24 protein-coding genes are annotated in these 25,447 nt (G+C 60.8%); 7 read left to right on the top strand and 17 right to left on the bottom strand.

All coding sequences use genetic code 11. From position 1 onward, the window contains the following. Position 1 precedes the first annotated feature (1 nt). Both tsaE and Q7C20_RS19135 read right to left on the bottom strand, forming a co-directional pair. A complete protein-coding gene (tsaE, locus tag Q7C20_RS19140; protein ID WP_375069488.1) occupies positions 2-472 on the bottom strand; it encodes a tRNA (adenosine(37)-N6)-threonylcarbamoyltransferase complex ATPase subunit type 1 TsaE in 471 nt (156 codons plus the stop codon). Further along, positions 460-1,320, bottom strand: coding sequence for an NAD(P)H-hydrate dehydratase (locus Q7C20_RS19135; protein WP_375069486.1), 861 nt, complete (start codon positions 1,318-1,320; stop codon positions 460-462). The genes tsaE and Q7C20_RS19135 overlap by 13 nt, the downstream gene beginning before the upstream one ends. A gap of 63 nt (positions 1,321-1,383) precedes the next feature. Between Q7C20_RS19135 and queG the strand changes: the two genes are divergently transcribed. Further along, positions 1,384-2,448, top strand: coding sequence for a tRNA epoxyqueuosine(34) reductase QueG (gene queG, locus Q7C20_RS19130; protein WP_375069485.1), 1,065 nt, complete (start codon positions 1,384-1,386; stop codon positions 2,446-2,448). On the opposite strand, the gene Q7C20_RS19125 is transcribed toward queG, so the two are convergent. Then, positions 2,445-3,062, bottom strand: coding sequence for a trimeric intracellular cation channel family protein (locus tag Q7C20_RS19125; RefSeq protein WP_176159752.1), 618 nt, complete (start codon positions 3,060-3,062; stop codon positions 2,445-2,447). The genes queG and Q7C20_RS19125 overlap by 4 nt on opposite strands. A gap of 191 nt (positions 3,063-3,253) precedes the next feature. Then, positions 3,254-3,796, bottom strand: coding sequence for an oligoribonuclease (orn, locus tag Q7C20_RS19120; RefSeq protein ID WP_375069482.1), 543 nt, complete (start codon positions 3,794-3,796; stop codon positions 3,254-3,256). 108 nt (positions 3,797-3,904) lie between these two features. Between orn and rsgA the strand changes: the two genes are divergently transcribed. Continuing rightward, positions 3,905-4,936, top strand: a complete 1,032-nt coding sequence (rsgA, locus tag Q7C20_RS19115) for a small ribosomal subunit biogenesis GTPase RsgA (RefSeq protein WP_003171340.1) — start codon at positions 3,905-3,907, stop codon at positions 4,934-4,936. A gap of 281 nt (positions 4,937-5,217) precedes the next feature. Here rsgA and motB read toward each other — a convergent pair whose 3' ends face one another. Continuing rightward, positions 5,218-6,231, bottom strand: coding sequence for a flagellar motor protein MotB (gene motB / locus Q7C20_RS19110; protein ID WP_348056912.1), 1,014 nt, complete (start codon positions 6,229-6,231; stop codon positions 5,218-5,220). A gap of 3 nt (positions 6,232-6,234) precedes the next feature. Beyond that, entirely contained in the window at positions 6,235-7,086 is an 852-nt protein-coding gene (gene motA / locus Q7C20_RS19105; RefSeq protein WP_375069479.1) for a flagellar motor stator protein MotA, read from the bottom strand. 166 nt (positions 7,087-7,252) lie between these two features. On the opposite strand from motA, the gene Q7C20_RS19100 reads away from it, so the two are divergent. The 3 genes from Q7C20_RS19100 to asd are packed head-to-tail and all read left to right on the top strand — an operon-like array spanning position 7,253 to position 10,538. Further along, positions 7,253-8,788, top strand: coding sequence for an HDOD domain-containing protein (locus Q7C20_RS19100; RefSeq protein WP_375069477.1), 1,536 nt, complete (start codon positions 7,253-7,255; stop codon positions 8,786-8,788). A 57-nt stretch (positions 8,789-8,845) separates the two neighbouring features. Beyond that, the gene (gene rhdA, locus Q7C20_RS19095; protein WP_375069475.1) at positions 8,846-9,661 is read left to right on the top strand and encodes a thiosulfate sulfurtransferase; all 816 of its coding nucleotides are present in this window, start codon (positions 8,846-8,848) and stop codon (positions 9,659-9,661) included. A gap of 16 nt (positions 9,662-9,677) precedes the next feature. Further along, positions 9,678-10,538, top strand: a complete 861-nt coding sequence (asd, locus tag Q7C20_RS19090) for an archaetidylserine decarboxylase (RefSeq protein WP_348056904.1) — start codon at positions 9,678-9,680, stop codon at positions 10,536-10,538. A 145-nt stretch (positions 10,539-10,683) separates the two neighbouring features. Here the strand turns inward: asd and serB are convergent, their stop codons facing one another. Continuing rightward, positions 10,684-11,898 (bottom strand): phosphoserine phosphatase SerB, encoded by a 1,215-nt coding sequence (serB, locus tag Q7C20_RS19085; RefSeq protein WP_348056902.1) that lies wholly within the window; start codon positions 11,896-11,898, stop codon positions 10,684-10,686. Between the two features lie 133 nt (positions 11,899-12,031). On the opposite strand from serB, the gene Q7C20_RS19080 reads away from it, so the two are divergent. Beyond that, positions 12,032-13,570: an AhpA/YtjB family protein gene (locus Q7C20_RS19080; protein ID WP_375069473.1), complete on the top strand. Its 1,539-nt coding sequence runs from the start codon at positions 12,032-12,034 to the stop codon at positions 13,568-13,570. A 205-nt stretch (positions 13,571-13,775) separates the two neighbouring features. Here Q7C20_RS19080 and Q7C20_RS19075 read toward each other — a convergent pair whose 3' ends face one another. The 9 genes from Q7C20_RS19075 to Q7C20_RS19035 form a co-directional block, all read right to left on the bottom strand. Continuing rightward, complete coding sequence (locus tag Q7C20_RS19075) at positions 13,776-14,480, bottom strand: ABC-type transport auxiliary lipoprotein family protein (RefSeq protein ID WP_348056898.1); 705 nt, start codon at positions 14,478-14,480, stop codon at positions 13,776-13,778. 177 nt (positions 14,481-14,657) lie between these two features. Next, positions 14,658-16,922 carry a DNA topoisomerase IV subunit A gene (gene parC / locus Q7C20_RS19070; RefSeq protein WP_375069470.1) on the bottom strand — a complete coding sequence of 755 codons (2,265 nt, stop codon included), beginning with the start codon at positions 16,920-16,922 and terminating at the stop codon, positions 14,658-14,660. 10 nt (positions 16,923-16,932) lie between these two features. Further along, complete coding sequence (locus Q7C20_RS19065; RefSeq protein ID WP_375069468.1) at positions 16,933-17,454, bottom strand: TIGR02281 family clan AA aspartic protease; 522 nt, start codon at positions 17,452-17,454, stop codon at positions 16,933-16,935. After that, positions 17,451-18,446, bottom strand: coding sequence for an esterase-like activity of phytase family protein (locus tag Q7C20_RS19060; RefSeq protein WP_375069466.1), 996 nt, complete (start codon positions 18,444-18,446; stop codon positions 17,451-17,453). The genes Q7C20_RS19065 and Q7C20_RS19060 overlap by 4 nt, the downstream gene beginning before the upstream one ends. Next, positions 18,446-20,350, bottom strand: a complete 1,905-nt coding sequence (gene parE, locus Q7C20_RS19055) for a DNA topoisomerase IV subunit B (RefSeq protein WP_375069465.1) — start codon at positions 20,348-20,350, stop codon at positions 18,446-18,448. The genes Q7C20_RS19060 and parE overlap by 1 nt, the downstream gene beginning before the upstream one ends. A 48-nt stretch (positions 20,351-20,398) precedes the next feature. Next, the gene (locus Q7C20_RS19050; protein WP_375069463.1) at positions 20,399-21,007 is read right to left on the bottom strand and encodes a YqiA/YcfP family alpha/beta fold hydrolase; all 609 of its coding nucleotides are present in this window, start codon (positions 21,005-21,007) and stop codon (positions 20,399-20,401) included. 204 nt (positions 21,008-21,211) lie between these two features. Beyond that, on the bottom strand, positions 21,212-22,027 hold the full coding sequence (cpdA, locus tag Q7C20_RS19045; protein ID WP_348056886.1) for a 3',5'-cyclic-AMP phosphodiesterase: 816 nt from the start codon (positions 22,025-22,027) through the stop codon (positions 21,212-21,214). 97 nt (positions 22,028-22,124) lie between these two features. Continuing rightward, positions 22,125-22,574, bottom strand: coding sequence for a DUF1249 domain-containing protein (locus Q7C20_RS19040; RefSeq protein ID WP_017138485.1), 450 nt, complete (start codon positions 22,572-22,574; stop codon positions 22,125-22,127). Then, complete coding sequence (locus Q7C20_RS19035) at positions 22,565-23,182, bottom strand: NUDIX domain-containing protein (protein ID WP_348056884.1); 618 nt, start codon at positions 23,180-23,182, stop codon at positions 22,565-22,567. Before Q7C20_RS19035 ends, Q7C20_RS19040 begins: the two co-directional genes overlap by 10 nt. A gap of 193 nt (positions 23,183-23,375) precedes the next feature. On the opposite strand from Q7C20_RS19035, the gene Q7C20_RS19030 reads away from it, so the two are divergent. Further along, on the top strand, positions 23,376-24,122 hold the full coding sequence (locus Q7C20_RS19030) for an RsiV family protein (RefSeq protein WP_375069460.1): 747 nt from the start codon (positions 23,376-23,378) through the stop codon (positions 24,120-24,122). On the opposite strand, the gene cytX is transcribed toward Q7C20_RS19030, so the two are convergent. Then, on the bottom strand, positions 24,091-25,380 hold the full coding sequence (gene cytX, locus Q7C20_RS19025) for a putative hydroxymethylpyrimidine transporter CytX (protein WP_375069459.1): 1,290 nt from the start codon (positions 25,378-25,380) through the stop codon (positions 24,091-24,093). The two genes, Q7C20_RS19030 and cytX, sit on opposite strands and share 32 nt — an antisense overlap. Positions 25,381-25,447: the final 67 nt, after the last annotated feature.

Below are 25,447 nucleotides of genomic sequence, written 5' to 3'. Positions count from 1 at the left end.
ATTATTTGAATTCCAATGCCAAAGCGGCGCACCACGACTGGCCGCGCACGCTCTGGGGCAACAACTTAAGCTGACGTCCATGCTCGTGGGGCGTAATGGTAATGGTCAGGTCCGGCTTTGGCAAAAAGCCTGTGCCTTTATCTGGCCACTCGATCAGGCACAACGCGTCTTCACCGAAGTAATCGCGGATGCCCATATACTCAAGCTCCTCGGGATCGACCAGGCGATACAGGTCGAAGTGAAAGGCGCGCACCGCACCAATTTCGTAGGGCTCAACCAATGTGAACGTAGGGCTTTTGACTGCCCCGGTATGGCCGAGGCCGCGAATAATCCCGCGTGACAGCGTGGTCTTGCCCGCCCCCAGGTTGCCTTCGAGAAAGATCAGCCCGGCGCCAGCCGTGACCTGGGCGATGCGATGACCGAACGCGACCATGGCCTCTTCATCTGCCAGGAAAAGGGTTACTTCAGACACGGCGACTGCTCCTCCAGCAATTGACGAATGGCGGGTATCAGGTCGCTGGCAGCCAAACCGCGACCAAAGGTGCCTTGGCGATCCCCCGCCGTGGCATGCAACCACACCGCCAGGCAGCTCGCCTCAAACGCCGGCATGCCTTGGGCAAGCAATGCGCCCACCAGGCCAGCCAATACATCTCCGAGCCCCGCGGTGGCCATCGCGGGATGGCCTTGGTCACATCGTGAAATACGTCCGTCCGGGGCAGCAATCAAACTGCCAGCGCCCTTGAGGATAGCCACTGCATTGAATTTCTGACTTAAAGCGCGCGCCACCTTAAGGCGGTCGGCCTGAACGTCGGCAGTGGTGATGCCCATCAACCGCGCGGCTTCACCCGGATGCGGCGTGATCACTGAATTGGCCGGCAAGCTCACGCCGCCCTTCGCCAGCTGATTCAAGGCGTCGGCATCCCACACCTGCGGCTGCCTGGCATTGGCCGCCACAGACAGCAGGCTTTTGCCCCAGGCAGCGTCACCCAGGCCTGGACCGATCACGATCACCGAGATTTTTTCCAGCAGCCCCATCAGTTGGTTCGCCGAGCTGACGCCGACTGTCATGACCTCCGGCAACCGCGCCAACGCGGCAGGCACGTGCTCGGGGCGAGTTGCCAGGGACACCATGCCCGCGCCACTGCGCAGGGCGCTTTCGGCGCTCAACAGCGAAGCGCCGCCAAAGCCGCGGTCGCCGCCGATGACCAGCAGGTGGCCGAACTGGCCCTTATGGGCGTCTGTTGAACGCTCAGCCAGTTGCGGCAAATGGCCGTGCAACAGGGGCTGAACGTCGGTTATTGGGTGTTTTGTCTGCGGCATGCGTCTTCAAGCTCCGATGTCTGGCAGAATTATACGCATCTAACCTGTGGTTTCCCGTGTCTCATGCCCGCTATTACCTCCGATCTGCCCGCCCTCGCCCAATCGATCAAAGACTGGGGCCGTGAGCTGGGCTTTCAACAAGTCGGCATCAGCGGCCTGGACCTGGCCGAGCATGAGCAGCACCTGCAACGCTGGCTCGACGCGGGCTACCACGGCGAGATGGAGTACATGGGCGCCCACGGCAGCAAACGCTCGCACCCCGATGAACTGGTGCCCGGCACCTTGCGCGTAGTGTCGCTGCGCATGGATTATCTGCCAGGCGACACCCAAATGGCGCAACTGCTGGCAAAGCCGGAAAAAGCCTACATCTCGCGCTACGCTCTGGGCCGCGATTATCACAAGCTGATCCGCAAGCGCGTGCAGCAACTGGCTGACCGCATCCAGGCCCAAATCGGCCCGTTCGGCTTTCGCGCCTTTGTCGACAGCGCGCCAGTGCTGGAAAAAGCCATCGCCGAACAGGCCGGTCTCGGCTGGATCGGCAAAAACACGCTGGTACTCAATCGCAAGGCCGGCAGCTATTTCTTCCTGAGCGAACTGTTTGTCGATTTGCCGTTGCCGGTAGATCCGCCCCACTCCACCGAACACTGCGGCCGCTGCACCGCCTGCCTGGATATCTGCCCTACCAATGCCTTCGTCGGCCCTTACGTGCTGGACGCCCGGCGCTGCATTTCCTACCTGACCATTGAACTCAAAAGCGCCATTCCCGAAGACTTGCGCCCGCTGATTGGCAACCGCGTGTTTGGCTGCGATGACTGTCAGATCGTTTGCCCGTGGAATCGTTTCGCCCGCCCTACCGGCGAAAGTGATTTCAAGCCACGGCATAACCTGGATAACGCAGAACTGGCCGAACTGTTTATGTGGGACGAGGATAAATTCCTCAGCAGCACCGAAGGTTCGCCGCTGCGCCGCGCCGGCTATGAGCGCTGGCTGCGCAACCTGGCAGTGGGCCTGGGTAATGCGCCGTCGAGCATTCCGGTGCTGGAAGCCTTGAAGGCGCGCCGGGATTACCCGTCAGAACTGGTGCGCGAACATGTGGAATGGGCGCTGAATCAGCACGCCAGCCGTTAGTGCACGTCGTCGTTGTAGACAAACTTGGGCATTTCCCAGTGAAAACGGATCGCCAGCAGACGCAATAAAAAACCGCTGAACAGGGTCAGCAGAATCGATTGCTCGCTCGGCAGCTCCAGGTACAGGCAGAGCATATAAAACCAGGCGGCGAGGAACGACACGCTGGCGTACAGCTCGCGGCGGAAGATCAGCGGGATGTCATTGCAGAAGATGTCGCGCAGGATGCCGCCGAAGACGCCGGTAATCACGCCGCTGACCGAGGCCACCAGCATGCCATGGCCCATTTCCAGGGCGGTCATGCAACCGATCAGGGTGAAAGCCACCAAGCCCACGGCGTCCAGTGCCAGAAACAGCGAGCGCAAGTGGCGCATCAGCGGGGCGATAAAAATCGTCACCAGGGCCGCAATTGAGGTCAGCACCAGGTATTCCGGGTGTTTAACCCAGGTCAGCGGGTAATGCCCCAGCAACACGTCGCGCACCGAACCACCGCCCAAGGCCGTGACGCAGGCGATCAGCACCACGCCAAACCAATCCATGCCACGCCGCCCGGCGGACAAGGCACCGGTCATGGCTTCGGCGGTAATGGCGATGAGGTAGAGCATCAACAGCATGATGGCGATCCTTGCGATTAGGCCGGCAGTCTAATCATTTGGCGATGGCACCAAAAGGGGGCGCCTGGCGAAAGACCGAGTCGCGCCCTTCGCGAGCAAGCCCGCTCCCACATTCGACTGCATTCCATAGGTGGAACTCGGTTAAATGTGGGAGCGGGCTTGCTCGCGAAGGCGCCGGATCAAGCGCCACACATTCAAGCCTTAATGAAATGCTTGCGGTAATGCTGCAGCTCGGCAATCGACTCGCGAATATCATCCAGCGCCAAATGCGTGCTGCCTTTGTGGAAGCTGTCTTTGACTTCCGGCGCCCAGCGCGCGGCCAGCTCTTTCAAGGTGGACACGTCGAGGTTTCGGTAATGGAAGTAGCTTTCCAGGCCTTTCATGTGCGTATAAAGGAAGCGACGGTCCTGGCAGATGCTGTTGCCGCAGATCGGCGACTTGCCCTTAGGCACCCACTGTTCCAGAAACGCGATGGTTTCGGCTTCGGCTTCGGCCATGCTGATGCGGCTGTCGCGCACGCGCTGGGTCAGGCCAGAGTTGCCGTGGGTGCGAGTGTTCCACTCGTCCATCGTGGCAAGAACCGCGTCGCTGTGGTGGATAGCGATCACCGGACCTTCGGCCAAGGTGTTGAGGTTGCTGTCGGTGACAATGGTCGCCATCTCGATGATGACGTCGCTGTCGGGGTTCAGACCGGTCATTTCCAGATCGATCCAAATCAGGTTCTGTGGGTTTTGCATGGCTCTATTCTCTTGGCACCTTGGCTTAGCTGCGCAGTTTAGCAGGCAGGGGCGTGCTAGACTCGCGACCGTTTTACCTAACCTTTGCATTATCGACACGGAACACCAATGGCCAAACGCCAGCTCAATCGTCGCCAAAATTGGCGCATCGAAAAGATTCAGGGTGAGCGCGCTGCACGCGCCGCCAAACGTGAATCCTCCGCCGTGGAAGCGCTCGAGGGCGGCGACCTGGGCCCCGAACAAACCGGCCTGGTGATCGCGCACTTTGGTGTGCAGGTCGAAGTCGAGGCGCTGGAAGGCGAACTCGCCGGCTCGGTATCCCGTTGCCACTTGCGCGCCAACTTGCCTGCGCTGGTCACCGGCGACAAGGTTGTGTGGCGTGCCGGCAACCAGGGCATCGGCGTAATCGTCGCCCAGTTGCCGCGCACCACCGAACTGCGCCGCCCCGACAGCCGTGGCCAACTCAAGCCGGTAGCGGCCAACGTGGACATGATCGTGATCGTGTTCGCGCCGTTGCCCGAGCCCCATGCCAACCTGATCGACCGCTACCTGGTAGCCGCCGAACATGCCGGCATTCGCCCGCTGCTGCTGCTGAACAAATTCGACCTGATCGACGAACAGAACGCCCCGGCGCTCAACGCGTTGCTGGCGGTCTACCGCACCCTGGGTTACCCGGTGCTGGAAGTGTCGGCGCATCACGGCAATGGCATGGAACAGCTGCAACAGCAGTTGGATGGGCGCATCAGCGTGTTTGTCGGCCAATCGGGCGTGGGTAAATCCTCGCTGGTCAACAGCTTGCTGCCGGAAGTCGACACCCGTGTCGGCCCGCTGTCGGAGCTGTCTGGCCAGGGCACGCACACCACCACCACCGCGCGGTTGTTCCACTTCCCCGGCGGCGGCGAACTGATCGACTCCCCGGGTATCCGCGAATTCGGCCTCGGCCACGTCAGCCGCAGCGATGTGGAAGCGGGCTTTATCGAGTTCAACGACCTGATCGGCACCTGCCGCTTCCGCGACTGCAAACACGACCGCGAGCCGGGCTGTGCGTTGCTCAAGGCGCTGGAAGACGGCCGCGTGCAGCAACAGCGCATGAACAGCTATCGCTCGATTATTGCGAGCTTGCCTGAGAGCAGTTACTGATAGTTGTGGCGAGCGGGCCTGTTTGTGGTGAACAGGCTTGTTGTGCTTAGCAGGCTTGTTGTGGCGAGCAGGGTTGTTGTGGCAGGTGGGCTTGTTGTGGCGAGCGGGCTTGCCCCGCGTTGGGCTGCGTAGCAGCCCTAATCCAATCACCGCATTTTTTTCAGACAAAACGCGTTGTCAGGTTTTGGGGCTGCTTCGCAGCCCAACGCGGGGCAAGCCCGCTCGCCACAACAAGCCCGCCTGCCACATCAAGCCCACTCTCCACACGTGCTCTGTGAGGATTACGGCGCAGGCGCCGTAGGATCTTTCACCCCACCCTCATCAAACAGGTTCAGCTTCTGCCGCAGCTCATGCGCCGGCAACGGTTCCTGCCCTGGCGGGATGGCGTTCGGGTCTACGGGCACTTCACCTGGCGCGCCCTCTCCCGGAGTCGGAGCCGGCGCTGCGCCCTGATCACCTTCGATCGCACGCTGGGCCTTTTTGGTCAGCACAACGATATCGATGCGGCGGTTACTCGGGTTGAACGGGTCTTTGGCATCAAACAGCTGCGAGGATGCAAAGCCCACCACGCGCGCCACTTGCGGGTCTGGATAGCTGCCCGCGACTAACGCACGGCGAGCCGCGTTCGCGCGGTTGGCCGACAGCTCCCAGTTACCGAAGTCGCCCTGGCCCGCATAGGGTTTGGCATCGGTGTGGCCGCTTATGCTGATCTTGTTCGGCACCGCTTTGATGGTGTCAGCCATGGCCAGCAGGATGTCTTCAAAGTAGGGTTTCAGGCGCGCGCTGCCGGAGTCGAACATTGGCCGATTGGCCGCGTCGGTGATCTGGATGCGCAGACCTTCAGGGGTGATCTCGAACGAGATCTGATCCTTGAATTTCAGCAGTTGCGGGTTTTCTTCAACCTTGGTCTGCAGCTCTTTGAGCAACAACTCGAGACGTTCCTGCTCGACCTGCTCGGCCATGCTCTCGACGGTATCGCGCTCAACCGGGATTTTTTCCTGCGGCGAATCGGTCTTGACCTCCGGGTTGATGGTGCGCTCAGGCGCCAACTCCGGCGAACCGCCCAGGTCGATTACAAACGGCGTACCGCTTTCCGAGAAACCAATCGGGTCTTTGAAGTACCCGGCGATAGCGATCTTCTGCTCGGGCGTGGCGGTAGACATCAGCCACAGCACCAGGAAGAACGCCATCATCGCCGTCGCAAAGTCGGCGAAGGCGATTTTCCAGGCGCCGCCATGGTGCCCCGCAGCGAAGCGCTTGACGCGCTTGATGATTATCGGCTGGTTGTTTTCCATGACTTAGCGACCGCGAACCGCTTGTTCCAGCTCGGCAAAACTTGGGCGATGCTTGGGGTACAGCACTTTACGACCGAACTCCACCGCCAGCGATGGCGGCATGCCGGAGGCCGACGCCACCAGGCTGGCCTTGATCGATTCGTACAGATTGATTTCTTCCTTGGCATCGTGAGCCAGGCAGGTTGCCAGCGGGCCGAAGAACCCGTAAGCCGCAAGAATACCGAAGAACGTACCCACCAGCGCCGCGCCGACGTGCATACCAATGGCCGCCTGGTCGCCTTCGCCCAGGGAAGCCATGGTGACCACGATACCGAGTACCGCCGCGACGATACCAAAACCGGGCATGCCGTCGGCGACGCCGGTCACGGCGTGGGAAGGGTGTTCGAGCTCTTCCTTGAGGCTGAACAGTTCCATGTCGAACAGGCCTTCCAGCTCGTGGGGCGCCATGTTGCCGGAGGACATGATGCGCAGGTAATCACAGATATAGGCGGTCATGCGCTCATCTTTAAGCACAGCCGGGTACTTGGCGAAAATCGGGCTGGCGGAGGCGTCTTCGATGTCGCCTTCGATGGCCATCATGCCTTCGCGGCGGCTCTTGTTGAGGATCTCGTAGACCAGCCCCAGCACTTCCAGATAAAAAGTGTGGGAGAAACGCGAACCGAACATGCCGATCGACTTCTTGATCACGTGCATCGTCATGTAGCCGGGGTTGGCTTGCAAGAATGCGCCAAACGCGGCGCCGCCGATAATCAGCACTTCGAAAGGCTGTACCAGCGCGGCAATTTTACCGTGGGACAGGACGTAGCCACCGAGCACGCTAGCGATGACGACGATGATGCCGATAATTTTAGCCATAGGGGATTTGTACTTGCGCCGTCGGGTTCATGGACATATTGGGTGCTGCTGAAAACTCTTGTTCTACTTATCGGCAAAACTGCGCCAGACTATAGCCCGTTAAGGCGAAAAGCCAATCCGGCCCGATCCGGGCGTGTTGAACGCAAGTGATGATCGCGCACCAATCATGGCCAATGAAACGATAGCTCCAAGTGCAAAACCCACCACCCTCGCCGCCTGGATCAAACGCCTGGACGAGGTGCTGCTGCCTGTCCCCCTGGCCAGCCACGAGCGCGTGTGCAAAGCCATTCGCGACAGCCGCAGCTCGCTGCGCGATATCGCCGAGCTGATGCAAAACAGCCCGGCGCTGGTGCTCAGCGTGATGCGCGAAGCCAACAGCCACACCCATGGCAGCATGGCGGAACCGGCGGAAAACCTCGAAGTGGCGCTCAACCGTCTCGGCCTCAAACGCGCCGAAGAGTTGCTCGCGCGCCTGCCCTCAGTGCCGGAAAAAGACATTCCCGTGGCCTTGCGCCAACTATTGCTGGTAAGCCAGCACGCGTCGCAGCAAGCCAGCGGTTTGTTCGCCAGCCGCCTGGCGCGTTTGTGGCAAGACATCCACTGGGGCAGCCTGCTGTTTCTGTCGCCGCTATGGCCAATGGCCGTGGCCTATCCCAAGCTCCTGGAAGAATGGGAACTGCGGGTGATACATAAAGGCCAGTCGGCGCGCCAGGTCGAAAAAGAGTTGTTCGGCGTGCGCCTGCTCGAGCTGTGCCTCGGCTTGACCGAAGCCTGGCACCTGCCGATCTGGGTGTCCCAGGGTTACACACTGCTGCTGACCGAACAGCGTCTGCTGGTCAAGGCACTGCACATCGCCCGTGAAGACGACCCGCTGCGCCACCAGCAACTGCTCGACGCCGAACCCAACCTGCGCCGTTGGCTGAACCAGCCGGCGAACACCGTGTTGCTCGCCAACGGCCTGGCGATGTCGGCCCAGGAGTCCTGGACCTGCCCGCACACCGAGCGCTGGCAGTACCTCACCGCGCTGTACCTGCAAGCGCCGTTGGGCGACGTGCAGCAACAGGTTCACCAGCAAGCGGTGACCAGCGCCAGCACCACCTTGATGCCTGACCTCTGGCACCCGGCGTTGTCGCTGATCTGGCCGTGGCATGCGCAAAAGGTCCATCGCGGCCTGTTGCCAGCGCCACCGCCTACCGCCGAATCGCTGGCGATCTGGCGCAAGCGCTGCACCGAGTTGCTGGTGGAGCCGAGCCGTTTTGCCAACGCCATGCACCTGACCACCTGCGCCAAGGAAGCCTTGGTCGCCAGTGGCATGCAGCGGGTGTTGCTGTTTATGGCCGACCGCGCCTTGAGCACCTTGCGCGCGCACCAAGCCGACGGCTTGCCCAAGGACGCCGCGAACCTGAGCCTGGACGTGGTCAACAGCACGCTGCTGCAACGGATGCTGGAAAAGTCCGCCCAGGTGCGCCTGACGCCCGACAACCACGCGCAGTTCTCCGCGCTGTTGCCGCCAACCTTGCGTCGCCTGTTCACTGGCGAACACCTGCTGCTGCGTTCGATGAGCTGCAATGGCCGCGTGGTGATGGTGATGGTGGCTGACCAGGGCGGCGGGCAGTTCTCGGAAACCACCGTGCAGGCCTTCGGCAAAACCGCGCAATGCATCGAAAAGGCCCTGCACAGCTTTACCAACCGCAGCGCCTGATGCTTGCGCTACAATCGCCGTCTTTTATCGCCAACATTTGTGCCCAGGAGACCTCACATGCCTGACTTCTCTGGCTTGCCGCTGGTGATCGAATCCAGCGACCTGCTCGGTCAACTGGATGCCGAACACCTGATTCTGGTGGACCTCACCAGTGCCGCCCGCTACGCCGAAGGGCATATCCCCGGCGCGCATTTCGTTGACCCCAAGCGCACCCAACTGGGCCAGCCGCCGGCACCTGGCCTGCTGCCCCACAAGGCTGATCTGGAAAAACTCTTCGGCGAATTGGGCCACACCCCGGACGCAACTTACGTGGTCTACGACGACGAAGGCGGCGGCTGGGCCGGGCGGTTTATCTGGCTGCTCGACGTGATCGGCCACCAGAAATACCACTACCTGGACGGCGGCTTGCTGGCGTGGCTGGAAGGCCAGCACCCGGTTTCCACCGAGGTGCCCGCCCCCGTTGGCGGCCCAGTCAGCCTGACCTTGCACGACGGCCCAACGGCCACCCGTGAATATCTGCAAAGCCGTCTTGGCGCTGCTGACCTGGGCATCTGGGACGCACGCGGCCCGCTGGAATATTCCGGCGAAAAAGTCCTCGCAGCCAAAGGCGGTCACATCCCCGGCGCGGTGAACTTCGAATGGACGGCCGGCATGGACAAGGCGCGCAACCTGCGCATTCGCCGCGACATGCCGCAGATTCTCGAAGACCTCGGGCTGACCCGCGACAAAGAAATCATCACCCACTGCCAGACTCACCACCGCTCTGGCTTCACCTACCTGGTGGCCAAGGCGCTCGGTTATCCGCGAGTCAAAGGTTATGCCGGTTCCTGGGGCGAATGGGGCAACCACCCCGACACCCCCGTTGAGATTTAAGGTTTAAGGACACTCCATGAAAAAGCAGTTGTTTATCCTCAGCCAGTACTTGCTGCCGCACCACTTGCTCTCGCGTTTGGCTGGCTGCATCGCCGAATGTCGCGTGCGCTGGTTCAAGAACGCCTTCACCAGCTGGTTCGCCAAACGCTATCAAGTCGACATGTCCCAGGCCCTGGTCGAAGACCTGACCGCCTACGAGCACTTCAACGCCTTCTTCACCCGCGCCCTCAAAGATGGCGCACGCCCACTGGACCAAACCCCAGGCGCGGTGCTGAGCCCGGCCGACGGCGCGATCAGCCAGCTTGGCCCGATCGAGCATGGCCGTGTGTTCCAGGCCAAGGGCCACAGTTTCAGCGTGCTGGAATTGTTGGGTGGTGACGCCGCCTTGTCCGCGCCCTTCATGGGCGGTGATTTCGCGACCGTTTACTTGTCGCCGAAGGACTACCACCGCGTGCACATGCCACTGGCCGGCACCCTGCGTGAGATGGTCTACATTCCAGGCCGCATTTTCTCGGTCAACCAGACCACCGCCGAAAACGTGCCTGAGCTGTTCGCACGTAACGAGCGCGTTGCCTGCATTTTCGACACCGAACGCGGCCCAATGGCGGTGGTGTTGGTGGGCGCGATGATTGTGGCGTCGATTGAAACCGTGTGGGCCGGGCTGGTAACGCCGCCCAAACGCGAACTGAAAACCTTCCGCTACGACGAAGCCGCACGTGCGCCGATTCACCTGGAAAAAGGTGCGGAGCTGGGTCGCTTTAAACTGGGCTCGACCGCCATCGTGCTGTTCGGGCCGGATCAAGTGAAGTGGGCTGAAGCGTTGGTGGCGGGTACGCCGGTGCAGATGGGTCAAGGCATGGCATTGCCGAAAGCCTGACTTTTCGAACATTGTGAAGATCAAATGTGGGAGGGGGCTTGCTCCCGATGGCAGTGATTCAGTCAGTACATGTGCTGGCTGACACTCTGCAATCGGGAGCAAGCCCCCTCCCACATTTTGACTGCATTTCTACAGTGAGACCGGCTTACAGCTGACCATCGCGGTCGCGCAAGCCCAGCAGATACAGCACGCCATCCAGACCCAAGGTCGAAATCGCCTGCTTGGCCGACTGCTTAACCAGTGGCTTGGCACGGAACGCTACACCCAACCCGGCAATCGCCAGCATCGGCAAATCATTCGCCCCGTCGCCGACCGCAATGGTCTGCTCCAGACGCAACCCTTCCTTGTGCGCCAACTCCCTCAGCAGGTCCGCCTTGCGCTGTGCGTCGACAATCGGCTCGACCGCGACGCCCGTGACCTTGCCATCCACCACTTCCAGCTCATTGGCGAACACATAGTCGATGCCTAGTTTGGCCTGCAGTTGCTTGGCGAAGTAGGTAAAACCGCCCGACAGAATCGCAGTCTTGTAACCCAGGCGCTTGAGTTCAGCGAACAGGGTTTCGGCGCCTTCGGTTAAGCGCAGCGACGCGCCGATGGAATCCAGCACGCTCACGTCCAAGCCTTTGAGCAGCGCCAGGCGCTCCTTGAAGCTGGCACGAAAATCCAGCTCGCCCGCCATGGCGCGCTCGGTGATTTCGGAGACTTGCTCGCCCACACCGGCGGCTTTGGCCAGTTCGTCGATGACTTCGGCTTCGATCAGCGTCGAGTCCATGTCGAACACCGCCAGGCGGCGGTTGCGGCGAAACAGCGAATCTTCCTGGAAGGCGATATCGACATTCAGCTCCTGTGCCACGCTCAGGAATTCGGCGCGCAGGGCTTGCGGATCAGCCGGTTCACCGCGCACGGAGAACTCGATGCAGCCCTTGCCTTTGTCCGCAGGCGTGTCCAACGGCATGCGACCCGACAGACGGTCAATATGGTCGATATTCAAACCGTACTGCGCGGTAATAGAGCTGACGCGTTGCAATTGTTCGGCGGTAACCTTGCGGGTCAGCAACGTCACGATGTGGCGTTTTTTGCCCTGCCCCTCTACCCAATGCTGATAATCGGCTTCGGACACCGGGGTGAAACGCACCTGTTGATCCAGCTTGTACGCCGTAAACAGGATGTCTTTGAGGACCGAAGACGCCTGCTCGGTGCTTGGAATTTCCACCAGGATGCCGAACGACAAGGTGTCGTGGATCACCGCCTGGCCGATGTCGAGAATGTTCACACCACCCTGCGCCAGAACACCGGTAATGGCGGCGGTAAGACCCGGGCGATCTTCGCCAGTGATGTTTATCAGGACAATTTCGCGCAAGGCGCACCCCCAGGCTGGAAAAAAACCGCATTCTACCCACTTTCAGTGACCATCGGGCACAGCCAGCGCTTTGCCGGTTCTAGGGCTGTCGCTATACTGCGCGTCAACTTCACGGACCAAGAGCCGAGCGCAAGTGAACCGGCCCACGCCAGTAAAAACCGATAATTTCTTCCTGCTGATCTTCCGGGCACTGCGCCACCGCCGTGTACCGATCGCATTACGCATCGCCAGCCATAACGTGATCCTGGTCGCTCTGGCCCTGGTGATCTACGCCTGCGTGATGGGTTTGCAGTTCAAACAGGCCATGCACGAGCAAGCCGACGCCCTGGGCGAGAGCTTGACGACCCAGACCGCCACCTCGGCGACTGAGTTGCTGGTGTCCAACGACATCCTGAGCCTCAACGTGCTGCTCAATAACCTGACCAAGAACCCACTGGTGGCCCACGCCGCTATTTATAGCGTGGACAACCGGATCATGGCCGAAGCCGGGCAGCGCCCGAAAAACGGCCTGCTGGGCGAAGCCGAAGGTTTGTATCAGAGCAACATTACGTTTCAGGATGTGAAGGCTGGCCAACTGCGCATTAGCCTCGACATGCAGCAATTCCAGCAGCCGATGACCATCAGCCTGCAAAGCATGGGTATCTTGAGCGCGATCCTGTTGGCACTGGCGCTGGCTCTGAGCTTGCGCCTGGGTCGGCATATCTCCACGCCGCTGATGCAACTGCGCATCTGGCTGCGCGATATCGACGAAAACACCCCGGCCACGGATCGCCAGGATGAAATCGGCGACCTTGCGCGCCAGCTGCATGCCAGCTTCGCCCCGGAGCCGGTGGTGCCCGAGGTTGAACCCGAGCCTGAGTACGACGACACCGATTACGACGACGAGCCCGAGTTTGAAACCCGCGACCTGCGTGAGCCAGGCTTTGACGAAGAGGCCCCGGTGGCGGGTCTCAAGCCTGCGACACGCCAGGTGATCAAGGCTGAAGAAGACGAACTGGACGACGAAGACCCGTTCGCCGACCTGCGCGACAATTCTGCCGCCGCCCCGGCCGCCGTACCCAAGCCAGTGCCGGTACCGGTGAAGAACACCGAACCTCAGCACAGCGCGGTACTGGCCGTGCAGCTGGGTGCACAGGACCAACTGCGTCGCCTGCCCCGCGCCCGTCTGACGGAACTGCTGGAGCGCTACCGTGATTGCCTCGATCAGGCGGCCTCGCTGTATCAGAGCGAGCTGCACACCCTGAACGATGGCAGCACACTGATGCTGTTCCACAGCGAAGACAGCGGCGAAGACTACCTGACCAACGCCATCTGCTGCGGCGAGTTGCTGCGCGCCCTGGGCCATGCCCTGCAGATTGAAGTGGCCGACAGTGGCATCACCTTGCAGCTGCAACTGGGCCTGACGGTAGGCGACGATCTGTTTGGCATGAGCCAGATTGATCTGCTGCTCACCGAAATCGCTCAGGATGCACTGGCCTTGTCGCAACACAGCCGCAACCTGCTGCTGGTGGAGCGCAAGATCAGCGAAGATGCATTGATCCGTCAGCGTGCGCGCATCCGCCCGATCGCCAGCCCGGAAGGCGCGAGCTGTGTGGAGCGGTTGATGGAGCCGTATCCGTCGATGCTGGAACGCCAGTTGGCGCGGATGCACGAGACACGCAGCAAAAACTGAAGCTCACCACCCCTTCCTGTGGGAGCGGGCTTGTGTGGGAGCGGGCTTGCTCGCGAAGGCGGAGTGTCAGTGGGTAGATTTATTGGCTGACCCACCGCATTCGCGAGCAAGCCCGCTCCCACAGTTGATCTTCAACAGGGCTTAAATCGCAGACAACAAAAAGGCCCGCTTACTCAGCGGGCCTTTTGTTTGCCTGCGATTCAGGTCAGAACCTGAACACTTCCATATCGGTACGAATCGGTGCAGCCATCGGCATCTTCGGCTTGCCCGGCGCTGCCGGTTTAGCCGCCGGAGCCTGCTTGCGCGGGGCCTCGGCGATTGGCGGCTGGTTGGCCAATGGCTTGAGCGCCACCGACAACTGCTCCGCCAGATGCTGCAACAATACGCCTTGGGCCTGAACCTGGGACGCGGTGGAGCCGGTGTGTTCTTCCTGCAAATGCACGATACGGTTATCCCGCACTTGGCCACGACGGTCGATCAAGCGCCACTGCGCATCGAGGATCGCCGGCTGCGAAGCACCCGAGTCGAGCCGGGTGATAGTCAGCAACACCTGCACATCCGGCGTGAAGCCGGCGGGCCCGGGGGCAAGCACCACGCGCTGGCTGTCCAGATGACCGGCCACCTGGCGCAACATCAACTGGTTGATGTCGGAGGACAAGCTGCCCGCCCAACGACCATCGGTAGAACCTTGCAGGCTGCCGTCGTTCTGGCGTTGCAGCAGGGTTTCGCGTTGCAGGTAGTCAGCAACGACTACCGGGCCAAGCAATACAGCCATGCCAGCGGTTTGTGCTGGTTGAGCCGGACTTCCGCTGTCCAGCTGGTACAGCGACACCGGTTGGTGTGTGCTGCAACCCGTCAGCCCCAAAAGGCCAGCGAGCATCAAAAATAAAGGAAGGCGTGGAGCAGTCATCATCCCATCCAAGTGGCTGCCACAAGGCTAACCACACTGTAATACTAAAAAATAACTTAAATACGCTCGGCCACGCCGGCGCTGGAAAGGGCATATCATCCGTGAATATGCGTCATGACTCCAGCGCCAAAGCGTCGATCTACGCGTTAAATCGTAGATCAAGTGCTCTAATACGCCTTAAACCGGTGTTTCCACCAATAAAGCATCCACTCGCTGGAAGCCGCGTGGCAGTTTGTTGCCACGTCGGCCACGTTCACCCTTGTAATGTTCAAGGTCGTCAGGGCGCAGCGACAACGTGCGCTTGCCGGCTTGAAGCACCAGGGTCGAGCCTTCAGGGATCACCGCGATGTCGGTCACATACTCTTCACGACTGGCGACCCGCTCCCCTGGAATCCCGATAATCTTGTTGCCCTTGCCTTTGCCCAACTGCGGCAGGTCGCTGATCTTGAACACCAGCAAACGCCCTTCAGTGGTCACCGACGCCAGCCAGTTGCTCTCGCGGTCCTCTACGGTGCGCGGCAGAATCACCTTGGCGTTGTTCGGCAGGCTCAACAACGCTTTACCCGCCTTGTTCTTGGCCTGCAGGTCTTCACCCTTGACCACGAAACCGTAACCCGCATCGGATGCGATCACGTACAGCGAATCATCGTCCGGCAGCAGCACGCACTCGAAATTCGCCCCAGGTGGCGGCGTCAGGCGCCCGGTCAGTGGCTCGCCCTGGCCGCGTGCCGATGGCAGGGTGTGGGCCGGCACCGAGTAACTGCGCCCGGTGGAATCGATAAACACCGCAAACTGGTTGGAACGCCCGGCGGCGGCGGTTTTGAAGCCGTCGCCAGCCTTGTACGACAGGCCGGTGGCGTCGATATCATGCCCCTTGGCGGAACGAACCCAACCCTTTTCCGACAGAACGACGGTAATTTTCTCGTTAGGCAACAGCTCTGTTTCTGTCAGCGCTTTCGCTTCAGCACGCTGCACGATAGGCGAACGACGGTCGTCGCCATAGGTTTCGGCGTCTTTGATCAACTCGCTGCGCACCAGCTTCTTGAGCTTGGCTTCGCTGCCCAGCAGCGCTTGCAGCTTGGCTTGTTCCTTGAGCAGCGCGTCTTGCTCGTCGCGCAGCTTCATTTCTTCAAGTCGCGCCAACTGACGCAAACGGGTGTCGAGGATGTAGTCCGCCTGGATCTCGCTCAGCTCGAAACGCGCGATCAGCTCGGCTTTCGGGTGCTCGGCGGTGCGGATGATGTGAATCACTTCATCCAGGTTGAGGTAAGCAATCAGCAAGCCGTCCAACAGGTGCAGGCGGCGCTCAACCTTGTCCAAGCGGAATTGCAGGCGACGGCGCACGGTGTTGACCCGGAACTCCAGCCATTCCACCAGCAGGTTGCGCAGGTTTTTCAGCTGCGGCTTGCCGTCCAGGCCGATGATGTTGACGTTAACCCGGTAGCTGGACTCAAGCTCGGTGCTGGCAAACAGATGCTGCATCAGCACTTCGTGGTCGACCCGGCTGTTGGTCGGGATGATCACGATGCGGCAAGGGTTTTCGTGGTCGGACTCGTCACGCAGGTCAGCGACTTGCGGCAGTTTCGACGGCTTGGCCTGCATCAACGCGGCGATCTGCTCCAGCACCTTGGCACCGGACACCTGGTGCGGCAGCGCGGTGACAATAATGTCGCCGTCTTCAATGTGGTACACGGCGCGCATGCGCACCGAGCCTTTGCCGGTTTCGTACATCTTCAACAGGTCGGCACGCGGCGTGATGATTTCCGCTTCGGTCGGGTAATCCGGGCCCTGGATGTGCTCGCAGAGCTGCTCGACCGTGGCCTTTGGCTCATCGAGCAAACGCACGCAGGCCGTGGCGACTTCGCGCAGGTTATGCGGCGGTACGTCAGTGGCCATGCCCACGGCGATGCCGGTAGTGCCATTGAGCAGGATGTTCGGCAAACGTGCCGGCAACACCAGCGGTTCGTCGAGGGTACCGTCGAAGTTCGGGCCCCAATCGGCGGTGCCCTGCCCCAATTCGCTGAGCAGCACTTCGGAGTAACGCGACAGGCGCGCTTCGGTGTAACGCATGGCGGCAAAGGACTTGGGATCATCCGGCGCACCCCAGTTACCCTGGCCGTCCACCAGCGTGTAGCGGTAGCTGAACGGCTGGGCCATCAGCACCATGGCTTCGTAGCACGCCGAGTCGCCGTGGGGGTGGAACTTGCCGAGCACGTCACCGACGGTACGCGCCGACTTCTTGTGCTTGGAATCAGCGTCCAGGCCCAACTCACTCATGGCGTAGATGATGCGCCGTTGCACGGGCTTCAGGCCGTCGCCGATATGCGGCAGGGCACGGTCCATGATCACGTACATGGAGTAGTTGAGGTAGGCATTTTCGGTGAAGTCAGCCAGCGACCGGCGTTCTACGCCATCTAAGCTGTCTGCGAGGATGTCACTCATGCGGGCCTCATCATTGTTTGGTCTGGCGCAGCAGCAAAGTGCCGCTGCGCTGGGTAAATTCAAGTTGTTTCAGTGCACTCATGCCCAGCAATATCTGATCGCCGTCCAACCCCGGCGCCACCAGGGCGCGCACGTCCTGCATGACGATGTCGCCCAGTTGCAGGCGGTCGAGGTGGGTACGAAACCCTTGGCTCAGGCCATTGGCGGTACTCAAGGTGACCGGCATGCCGCGTTTAAGCCCAAGGCGATCGGCCAACTCGGCCGGAACCGCCACATCCGTGGCCCCGGTATCGAGCATAAACGTCACCGGCTGGCCGTTGATCTGGCCGCTGGCGACAAAATGCCCCTGTTTATTGCCGAGCAGTTTGACTTCGATGTAACCCTGGTGCCGCTCTGAGGCTACGACGGCATTCGGGTTTTCCTGACGCGCTTCCCATTGCCCAAAAAACCGTGTCGCCAAAAACAGTCCGGCGCCCCACGCCACAAACATCAACACGCGTCCGGCGCGTTTACCGGGCTGTTGTGCACTCATGGATTGGCGCTCCAGCCACCCGCAGGGGCGGCGAAACGATAAACCACCGGGCGTTTTTCCCCATCGGCGCGCGGGCCAAAATTATTGTCGATGCCCAGCCAGGCGCCGTCGGCATCCAGCACCAGCGCTTCCGCCAGGCCATAGGGCTGTGCATAACGGCGGTTCGGCGCCAGGGTCTCGTCGGCAAACGACCAGCACAGCTCTACTTTGGCGGTGACCGCATCGCGCCGACAAATCTGAAACGCATTGCGCTCCAGGGTAAACAGCTTGCCGTTGAACAGCGCCAGGTCGGCAAAGTCCTTGGACACCGCTTTGGCGTTGGTAAACTGCGCCGGCTGCACTTCCTGCCCGGCCTCGCTCAACAATACGCAAGGCCCGTCGCAGTCCCACAGGCTTTGCGGCCGCTTGATGGAGATCAATCCACGTCGCTCACGCTCGGCCGCCAACCAGATCTGATTGCCTTCCGGGTTTATCGCAAGGCCTTCAAACAACGCATTAAAGTGCAACAACATGCCACTCGCGCGGGCTTCACGGACCATGCTCGGGGCGATTTTCAGCCACTCTGGCGCGCCGGTCACCGGCACTTGCAGCACGGCCGCGTGAGCTTCACTGACAATGTAACGGTTGCCGGCGCCATCGCAGGTGATGCCTTCAAAATCGAGGTCGCCACCGCGAATGAACGAAGCGGCCTTGGTGCGCGAACGCAACCCCCAGGGCAACCCGGATTCGGGCACCGGCGGCACGTCGATTTTCACTGCTTCGGCCTGCCAGGTCGGCGCGCTGATATCCAGGCGATAAATCTGGTCGTCATCGCGATCGGAAACCGTCCACAAGTCTTTGCCACACAGGGCCAGGCCCGACAGGTTACCGCCGCGCATGCCGTCCACCGGGTGTTCCGACACAAGTTTGAGCTCAGCCACGGGCGCGGCAACCACTACAGTGGCCGCCAACCCGCTTAACATCAGGATCGCCAGGGCGAAGCCTGTGCGCATCAGCCCAGCACCTCCGCCAGATTGCCTTTGGATTCCAGCCAGGACTTGCGGTCCGGCGCGCGCTTCTTCGCCAGCAACATGTCCATCATTTCCGAGGTGGCGGCGTAGTCTTCCAGGGTCAACTGCACCAGGCGCCGCGTATTCGGGTCCATGGTGGTTTCGCGCAGTTGCGGCGGGTTCATCTCACCCAGGCCTTTGAATCGCGTGACCTGCGGCTTGCCGCGTTTCTTCTCGGCCACCAGACGGTCGAGAATGCCATCGCGCTCGGCTTCGTCCAGGGCGTAGAAAATCTCTTTGCCCAGGTCGATGCGGTACAGCGGCGGCATGGCAACGTAGACGTGACCGGCATCCACCAGCGGGCGGAAGTGCTGCACGAACAGGGCGCAGAGCAAGGTTGCAATGTGCAGACCGTCGGAGTCGGCGTCGGCGAGGATGCAGATCTTGCCGTAGCGCAGTTGGGCGATATCCGCCGAACCCGGATCGACACCGATGGCCACGGCGATGTTGTGCACTTCCTGGCTGGCGAGCACTTCGCTGCCATCGACTTCCCAGGTATTGAGGATCTTGCCGCGCAATGGCAGGATCGCCTGGAATTCCTTGTCCCGCGCTTGCTTGGCGGAACCGCCGGCGGAGTCACCTTCCACCAGAAACAGTTCGGAACGCATCGGGTCTTGCCCGGCGCAGTCGGCCAGCTTGCCTGGCAATGCCGGGCCCTGGGTGATGCGCTTGCGCTCAACCTTTTTGCTGGCTTTCAAACGACGGCCGGCGTTGTTAATCGCCAGTTCCGCCAAGGCCAGGCCCAGTTCCGGGTGCTCGTTGAGCCACAGGCTGAACGCATCCTTGACCACACCGGAGACAAACGCCGCCGCTTCGCGAGAAGACAGACGCTCTTTAGTCTGGCCGGAGAATTGTGGCTCCTGCATCTTCATCGACAGCACGAACGCGATGCGCTCCCACACGTCTTCCGGCGCCAGCTTCACGCCGCGCGGCAACAGACTGCGGTATTCGCAGAATTCGCGCATGGCGTCCAGCAAACCCTGGCGCAAACCGTTGACGTGGGTGCCGCCCTGAGCGGTGGGGATCAGGTTGACGTAGCTTTCCTGCACGCTGTCGCCGCCTTCGGGCAGCCACAGCAACGCCCAATCCACGGCTTCCTTGTTACCGGCCAGGCTGCCGCAGAACGGCTCGTTGGGCAGGCGTTCGAAGTCGCTGACGGAGTCTTCCAGGTAAGAGCGCAGGCCGTCTTCGTAATGCCACTCGACCTTCTCATTGGTGCCTTTGTCTTCAAAGGTCACCAGCAGGCCCGGGCACAACACGGCCTTGGCCTTGAGCACGTGCTTGAGGCGGCTGATGGAGAATTTCGGTGAATCAAAGTATTTCGGGTCCGGCGCGAAGTACACGCTGGTGCCGGTATTGCGCTTGCCAACGGTGCCGATCACTTGCAGATCAGTGGCTTTATAGCCATCGGCAAACGTCATCTCGTATTCGTTGCCGTCGCGCTTGACCTTGACCCGCACGTGGTTGGACAAGGCGTTGACCACGGAAATACCCACGCCGTGCAAGCCACCGGAGAACTGGTAGTTCTTGTTGGAGAACTTGCCACCCGCATGGAGCTTGGTGAGGATCAGCTCGACGCCTGACACACCCTCTTCCGGGTGAATGTCCACCGGCATGCCGCGGCCATCGTCGGACACTTCCAAAGAATGGTCGGCGTGAAGGATGACATGCACCGACTTGGCGTGACCGGCCAAGGCTTCGTCGACGCTGTTGTCGATGACTTCCTGGGCAAGGTGGTTCGGCCGACTGGTGTCGGTGTACATGCCGGGGCGTTTGCGCACCGGGTCGAGGCCCGAGAGGACTTCGATGGCGTCGGCGTTATAAGAGCTAGCGCTGGGAGTGGCCATGGGGTCTCGTCGTGAGTCGTTCGATTAAAAAAGTGACCTTCAATTTTTCTACAGTGAAGAAAAATCGAAGGATTGATACTGATCCGGGCCAATACCGGCAAAACTCAACAGCGCGGGTAACTGCCGGGCGAACCCTTGGTAACCATGGTCGCCGCCGGCCTGGATGCGCAAGGCACAGGCCCGGTAATACTGCTGGGCGAGGCGATAATCCAGTGTTTCATCGCCGGTCTGCAACCACACTTGGTAACGCGCTGCGTCCTGGGGCGCCGGGACCTCCAGCTCGGCCAGCGCCGTGACGTGGTCGTGGGTCAGTTCCCAGGTTTCGCCGGTGTAGAGGTTCTTCTGGGTGCCCAGGTAACCGTCGAACATCCGGTGAGGGCTGACCGCCGGGTTGACCAGCAGCGCCTTGAGGCCATGGCGTTCGGCAAGATGGGTTGCATAGTAGCCGCCGAGTGAGCTTCCGACCAGCAGCGGCCGACCGAGCTGCGCAATGGCCTCCTCCAACTGGGGAATGGCCTGACGCGGATGGTGATGCAGGGCCGGCACGCGCAATTGGTCGGATAGGCCGAGGGTGCCCATCACGGTGATCAACTGGCTCGCCTTGTTTGAGACGGGGGCGCTGTTGAAACCGTGGATATACAGAATGGATGCGGACATTCCGGGTCCTCCGTGCTTCAGCCAAAGAGGCGCAGTTTACAGGGATCGAGAGCCTGTGTGATGACCTCAATCCAAAGGACACAGAAGAACCCTGTGGGAGCTGGCTTGCCTGCGATAGCTGTGTGCCTGCCCATAAATGGGTGACTGACACACCGCTATCGCAGGCAAGCCAGCTCCCACATTTTTGATCAGTGTTTACAGCGGCTAATAGCCGTTGCTGCCGTAGTCGATTGTAAATTCGAAGCCTTGAACCCGCTCCACCCCAGTCTCCAACCGTCCGTCGGCATGCAACCTTAACCACCGATATCCCGGCGCCTGCTCGCTGACCTTGAAGTCCTCACTGCCCGGCGCAAACTGAATACAGGTAGAAGGCGAGGCCAACAGCCGCACGCCGTTGCGCTCCAGGTCAATCTCCTGATGCACGTGCCCCCATAGCACCGCTCTGACTTGCGGAAACCGGTCGAGCACCGCAAATAAGGCCTCCGGGTTACGCAACCCGATAGGCTCCATCCATGCACAACCAATTGGCACCGGGTGATGGTGAAAACACACCAGATGATGCCGATCCGGTGCTTCGCTCAAGGCCTGGGCGAGCAATTGCAGCTGTTGATCCTGCAGATAACCAGGCACGGAGCCGGGCACCGCAGAGTCAAGCAAGGTGACACGCCAGTTGCCAATATCGACCACAGGTTCGAGTAAATCGCTGTGCACGGCGGCATGCGCCATGATCTGCGGCTCGTCGTGGTTACCGGGGATCCAGCGCGCCGGGGCGGTAATCACCTGCGTCATATCGCGAAACTGTTGATACGACTCAAGCGTGCCGTCCTGGGACAAGTCCCCCGTCGCTAGCATCAAGTCAATCCGCGGCTGCTGCGCTTGCACCCGTTCGATCACCCGCTGCAGGCTTTCACGGGTATTCATGCCCAGCAGTGTGCTGTCAGCCTCGGCAAACAAGTGGCTATCGGACAGTTGCACCAGCAATACCGGCGCATCAGGGTTCACGGTGGATACGCTCGACAAGGCGCTCTCCCAGGCAATCACAGAAAATAGACAGTAGGCGTGATTATGCTGGGGCAGGACACAAGAGGAAACCTAAGGAAGCAGATGCAGTTCACATCTACCGCACCACTTCAAACTCGTGGCCCAAGGCAAGGCAATGGCTTAGCCACTCACCGAGGAACACATTGAGCTGTGCTTTCTCATCGGGCTGGTGCATGAACACGTTCGGGTAGGGGTAGATGCTGCGAAAGCGGCGCGCATGTTCGGCGCTGATCACTTCGGCCATGCGTGCGTCGTGATACACCTGCACTTCCAGCTGCGGCACCGGCAGCCACGGCAGGCTGTGTTCCTGGCGCACGCGCAATGTGGTGGTGTATGGGCAGTTGACGATGACTTCAAGGGTCAGCACGCCAAGCATCTGGTCGCCGTGGGTGACGGCAATGCGCCGCGCCTCGGGGGCGTGGCGCATATCGGGAAGCAAACGCATCAGCCGCGCATAGTTGGCCTCGCAGGCGGCTTGCAGGCCGATCAGGTCGACTCGATAACGTTCCCGTGCCTTTACTGCCATAACCCCCTCACTTCCGCGCGATTAAGCGCAAGCCATTGCAGGGCGATAATGCTCGCTGCATTGGAAATTTTGCCGTCACGCACCGCTTGCAGGGCATCTTCGAAAGCCCAAGGGGTAACGCGGATATCTTCTGCTTCTTCTTCCAGTCCATGCACGCCACCGGCGCCGGAGCTGTCGCAACGGCCCAGGTACAAGTGGACGAATTCGGTGCTGCCGCCGGGCGACGGGAAGTATTTAGTGATCGGCCACAACGCGGAGAACGTCAGCCCAGCTTCCTCCTCGGCTTCGCGGTGTGCAACCTCCTCAGGTTCTTCGTCCTTGTCGATCAGGCCGGCCACCATTTCCACCAGCCACGGGTTGTCGGTACGGCCCATGGCGCCCACACGGAATTGCTCGATCAGCACCACTTCATCGCGCTGCGGGTCGTAGGGCAGCACACACACGGCGTCATGACGAACAAAGACTTCGCGGTTGATCACCCGGCTCATGCCGCCGTCGAATTTCTCGTGACGCAGCTGTACGCGATCAAGCTTGTAGAAGCCTTTGTAGGCATTGTCGCGCTGAACGATTTCAATTTTGTTCGGCGTCGATTTGGCAATGTCCGTCATATCAATCCTCGTTATGCCCGTGCAGTTGGCGCCATCCTAACGCGCTCACGCCCCTCGGTGCAGCCCCTTTACAGTTGCCGGGATAGACGGCGGGCGTCAAACTCACTCTAATTAGCCTAGTGGCGAACTGACTGCGTTGTCGGTAGTCGAAGGTCCACTCTTTTCGCTTTCCATCGATTTGTGAAGGACACCCATGTCGCTTTTGAAAATCGCCTCCGTGGCTTGTATCGCCTTGACCCTGGGGGCTTGCCAGAGCCTGTTTCAGCCCAGCCATCTCAAGCCGCTGGACACCAAGCAAGACGCCTCGGAACAGATCAAGCCAGGCTGCGACAGCCCTGCCTGCCCACTGGTGAACATCGACACCGTGCATTTCCCAAGCGAGCCGCAGCTCGACAGCATTGTGGAACAGCGCCTGCTGCAAATGACCCGCTCCACGCCGGGCGCCAGCCTGCCGCCGACCCTGAATGCCTACCGCGACAAGTTTTTGCGCGAATCGCCGGACCGCAACAGCATGTACTTGCAAGCCAAGGTACGCGAGCAGCATGACGGACTGGTGATCATTGAAGTGTCGAGTTACCTGGACACCGGCGCCGTACATGGCGAGCCTGGCCGTGGTTTCATCAACTATTCGCGCCTGCTGCACAAAGAGCTGAGCCTGACCGACATGCTGTTGCCGGGCCAGGAACAGGCGTTCTGGAACACTGCGAAAGTCGCCCACAACAGCTGGCTGATCAACTCGCAGATGGACCGAGACCCGGAGTTTGTGAAGAACTGGCCGTTCCAGAAAACCCCGAACGTGGCCCTGACAAGCGCCGGCGTGGTACTCAAGTACAACGTGGCGACTATCGCCCCTTATGCATTGGGGCTGATCGAAATGACCATCCCCTATGCGCGCCTCACCGGTGTACTCAAGCCTGAACTGATGCCCGCGCGCCGCTAAACGCACGGCCCAGAATCAGCTGCAACAGCCCTGCCAGCACCAGCGCCGGCAGGGTCGCGCCAACATCTGGATAGAGGTTGGCCAGCAAGTGATAGGCAGCGATGCCGCCCAGCCACGCCACCAACGCCGGCCAATGCAGGTTGGCCACTGAACCCTGGCCACGGCGGCGCAGGATGAAGTGATCCACCAGCACCACGCCGAACAGCGGCGCGAACACCGAGCCGATCAGCAGCAGGAAGTTCTGGTACTGCGCCAACGGTGCAAAGCAGGCAATCAAGGTGCAGACCACACCGATGGCCAAGGCCAGATGCTCGACCTTCAAGCGCAACAGCATCCCGCTGGAAACCGCCGCCGAGTGAATATCGGCGAAGGCGTTTTCCGACTCGTCCAGCAAGATCAGCAACAGCGGAATACCCAGGCCAGCACTGGCCAGTGCGAGCAACAGCGCGTTCACTTCACCGCTGGGCGCAAACGCCAGGGTGTAGGCCACGCCCAGGCTCATCAGCCAGAAATTACCGATAAAGAAACCCAGCGCAGTGCCGCCAAATACGCTTTTCGCACGTTTGCCAAAGCGTGAGTAATCGGCAATCAGCGGCAGCCACGACAGCGGCATGGCGATGGCGATATCAAACCCCACCGCAAACGGCATCGAACCGTCACCGGATTTGGCCCACAGCGCGGCAAGGTCGGCTTTGACAAACAGGTTCCAGGTCAGCCACAGGCAGGCGGCAAGCAGCAGCCAGATACCCCATTTACGCAGGATTTGCCGAACGAACGTCAGCGGGCCGCTGACGGCCAGTAACGTCGCCAGCCCACCAAAAAACAGCGTCCACAGCAATGGGCTGGCCAACAGGCTGCCTTCGCTGAACGCACGGGTGCCGAGCAGGCTCGCGGCGTCGCGCATGATGATGATTTCGAACGAACCCCAGCCGATCAGCTGCAGCAGGTTCAGCAATGCGGGCAGGCTCGCGCCTTTGGCGCCGAGGCTGAGTTTGAGCGCGGCCATGGCCGACAGGCCGGTGTCGCTGCCGATCACGCCGACGGCGGCCAGCAGCAACACGCCCACCAGCGTGCCGAGGAAAATCGCCAGCAACGAGCCGGACAAGCCCAGGCCCGGCGCGAGGAGTGCACCGGTTTGCAGGACCATCAGGCCGATGCCGAGGGAGAACCACAGGGAGAACAGGTCGCGGGCGCCGAACACGCGTTTGTCGCTCGGCACGGCTATGTCAGGTGAGTAGGTACTCGGTTGAATGCTCAAGGGTGTTATCTCTGAGGGGCACTTTGTTGTTTGCAAGATCGCTATCGCGGGCAAGCCCGGCTCCCAC

The sequence above is a fragment of the Pseudomonas sp. AMR01 genome (assembly GCF_041946035.1).
GTDB lineage: Bacteria > Pseudomonadota > Gammaproteobacteria > Pseudomonadales > Pseudomonadaceae > Aquipseudomonas > Aquipseudomonas antarctica_B.
Note: the sequence above shows the minus strand (reverse complement) of the source record. Positions and strands in the feature narration are given on the sequence as shown.

What these genes read in the sequence shown, in the direction of transcription:
- Q7C20_RS19065 (WP_375069468.1), bottom strand. Translation starts at nt 17,454, where the DNA reads ATGAGTGCACAACAGCCCGGTAAACGCGCCGGACGCGTGTTGATGTTT.
- asd (WP_348056904.1), top strand. Translation starts at nt 9,678, where the DNA reads ATGAAAAAGCAGTTGTTTATCCTCAGCCAGTACTTGCTGCCGCACCAC.
- queG (WP_375069485.1), top strand. Translation starts at nt 1,384, where the DNA reads ATGCCCGCTATTACCTCCGATCTGCCCGCCCTCGCCCAATCGATCAAA.
- Q7C20_RS19050 (WP_375069463.1), bottom strand. Translation starts at nt 21,007, where the DNA reads ATGTCCGCATCCATTCTGTATATCCACGGTTTCAACAGCGCCCCCGTC.
- Q7C20_RS19030 (WP_375069460.1), top strand. Translation starts at nt 23,376, where the DNA reads ATGTCGCTTTTGAAAATCGCCTCCGTGGCTTGTATCGCCTTGACCCTG.
- Q7C20_RS19060 (WP_375069466.1), bottom strand. Translation starts at nt 18,446, where the DNA reads ATGCGCACAGGCTTCGCCCTGGCGATCCTGATGTTAAGCGGGTTGGCG.
- orn (WP_375069482.1), bottom strand. Translation starts at nt 3,796, where the DNA reads ATGCAAAACCCACAGAACCTGATTTGGATCGATCTGGAAATGACCGGT.
- parC (WP_375069470.1), bottom strand. Translation starts at nt 16,922, where the DNA reads ATGAGTGACATCCTCGCAGACAGCTTAGATGGCGTAGAACGCCGGTCG.
- parE (WP_375069465.1), bottom strand. Translation starts at nt 20,350, where the DNA reads ATGGCCACTCCCAGCGCTAGCTCTTATAACGCCGACGCCATCGAAGTC.
- Q7C20_RS19040 (WP_017138485.1), bottom strand. Translation starts at nt 22,574, where the DNA reads ATGGCAGTAAAGGCACGGGAACGTTATCGAGTCGACCTGATCGGCCTG.
- Q7C20_RS19075 (WP_348056898.1), bottom strand. Translation starts at nt 14,480, where the DNA reads ATGACTGCTCCACGCCTTCCTTTATTTTTGATGCTCGCTGGCCTTTTG.
- rhdA (WP_375069475.1), top strand. Translation starts at nt 8,846, where the DNA reads ATGCCTGACTTCTCTGGCTTGCCGCTGGTGATCGAATCCAGCGACCTG.
- motB (WP_348056912.1), bottom strand. Translation starts at nt 6,231, where the DNA reads ATGGAAAACAACCAGCCGATAATCATCAAGCGCGTCAAGCGCTTCGCT.
- Q7C20_RS19135 (WP_375069486.1), bottom strand. Translation starts at nt 1,320, where the DNA reads ATGCCGCAGACAAAACACCCAATAACCGACGTTCAGCCCCTGTTGCAC.
- Q7C20_RS19035 (WP_348056884.1), bottom strand. Translation starts at nt 23,182, where the DNA reads ATGACGGACATTGCCAAATCGACGCCGAACAAAATTGAAATCGTTCAG.
- Q7C20_RS19100 (WP_375069477.1), top strand. Translation starts at nt 7,253, where the DNA reads ATGGCCAATGAAACGATAGCTCCAAGTGCAAAACCCACCACCCTCGCC.
- rsgA (WP_003171340.1), top strand. Translation starts at nt 3,905, where the DNA reads ATGGCCAAACGCCAGCTCAATCGTCGCCAAAATTGGCGCATCGAAAAG.
- motA (WP_375069479.1), bottom strand. Translation starts at nt 7,086, where the DNA reads ATGGCTAAAATTATCGGCATCATCGTCGTCATCGCTAGCGTGCTCGGT.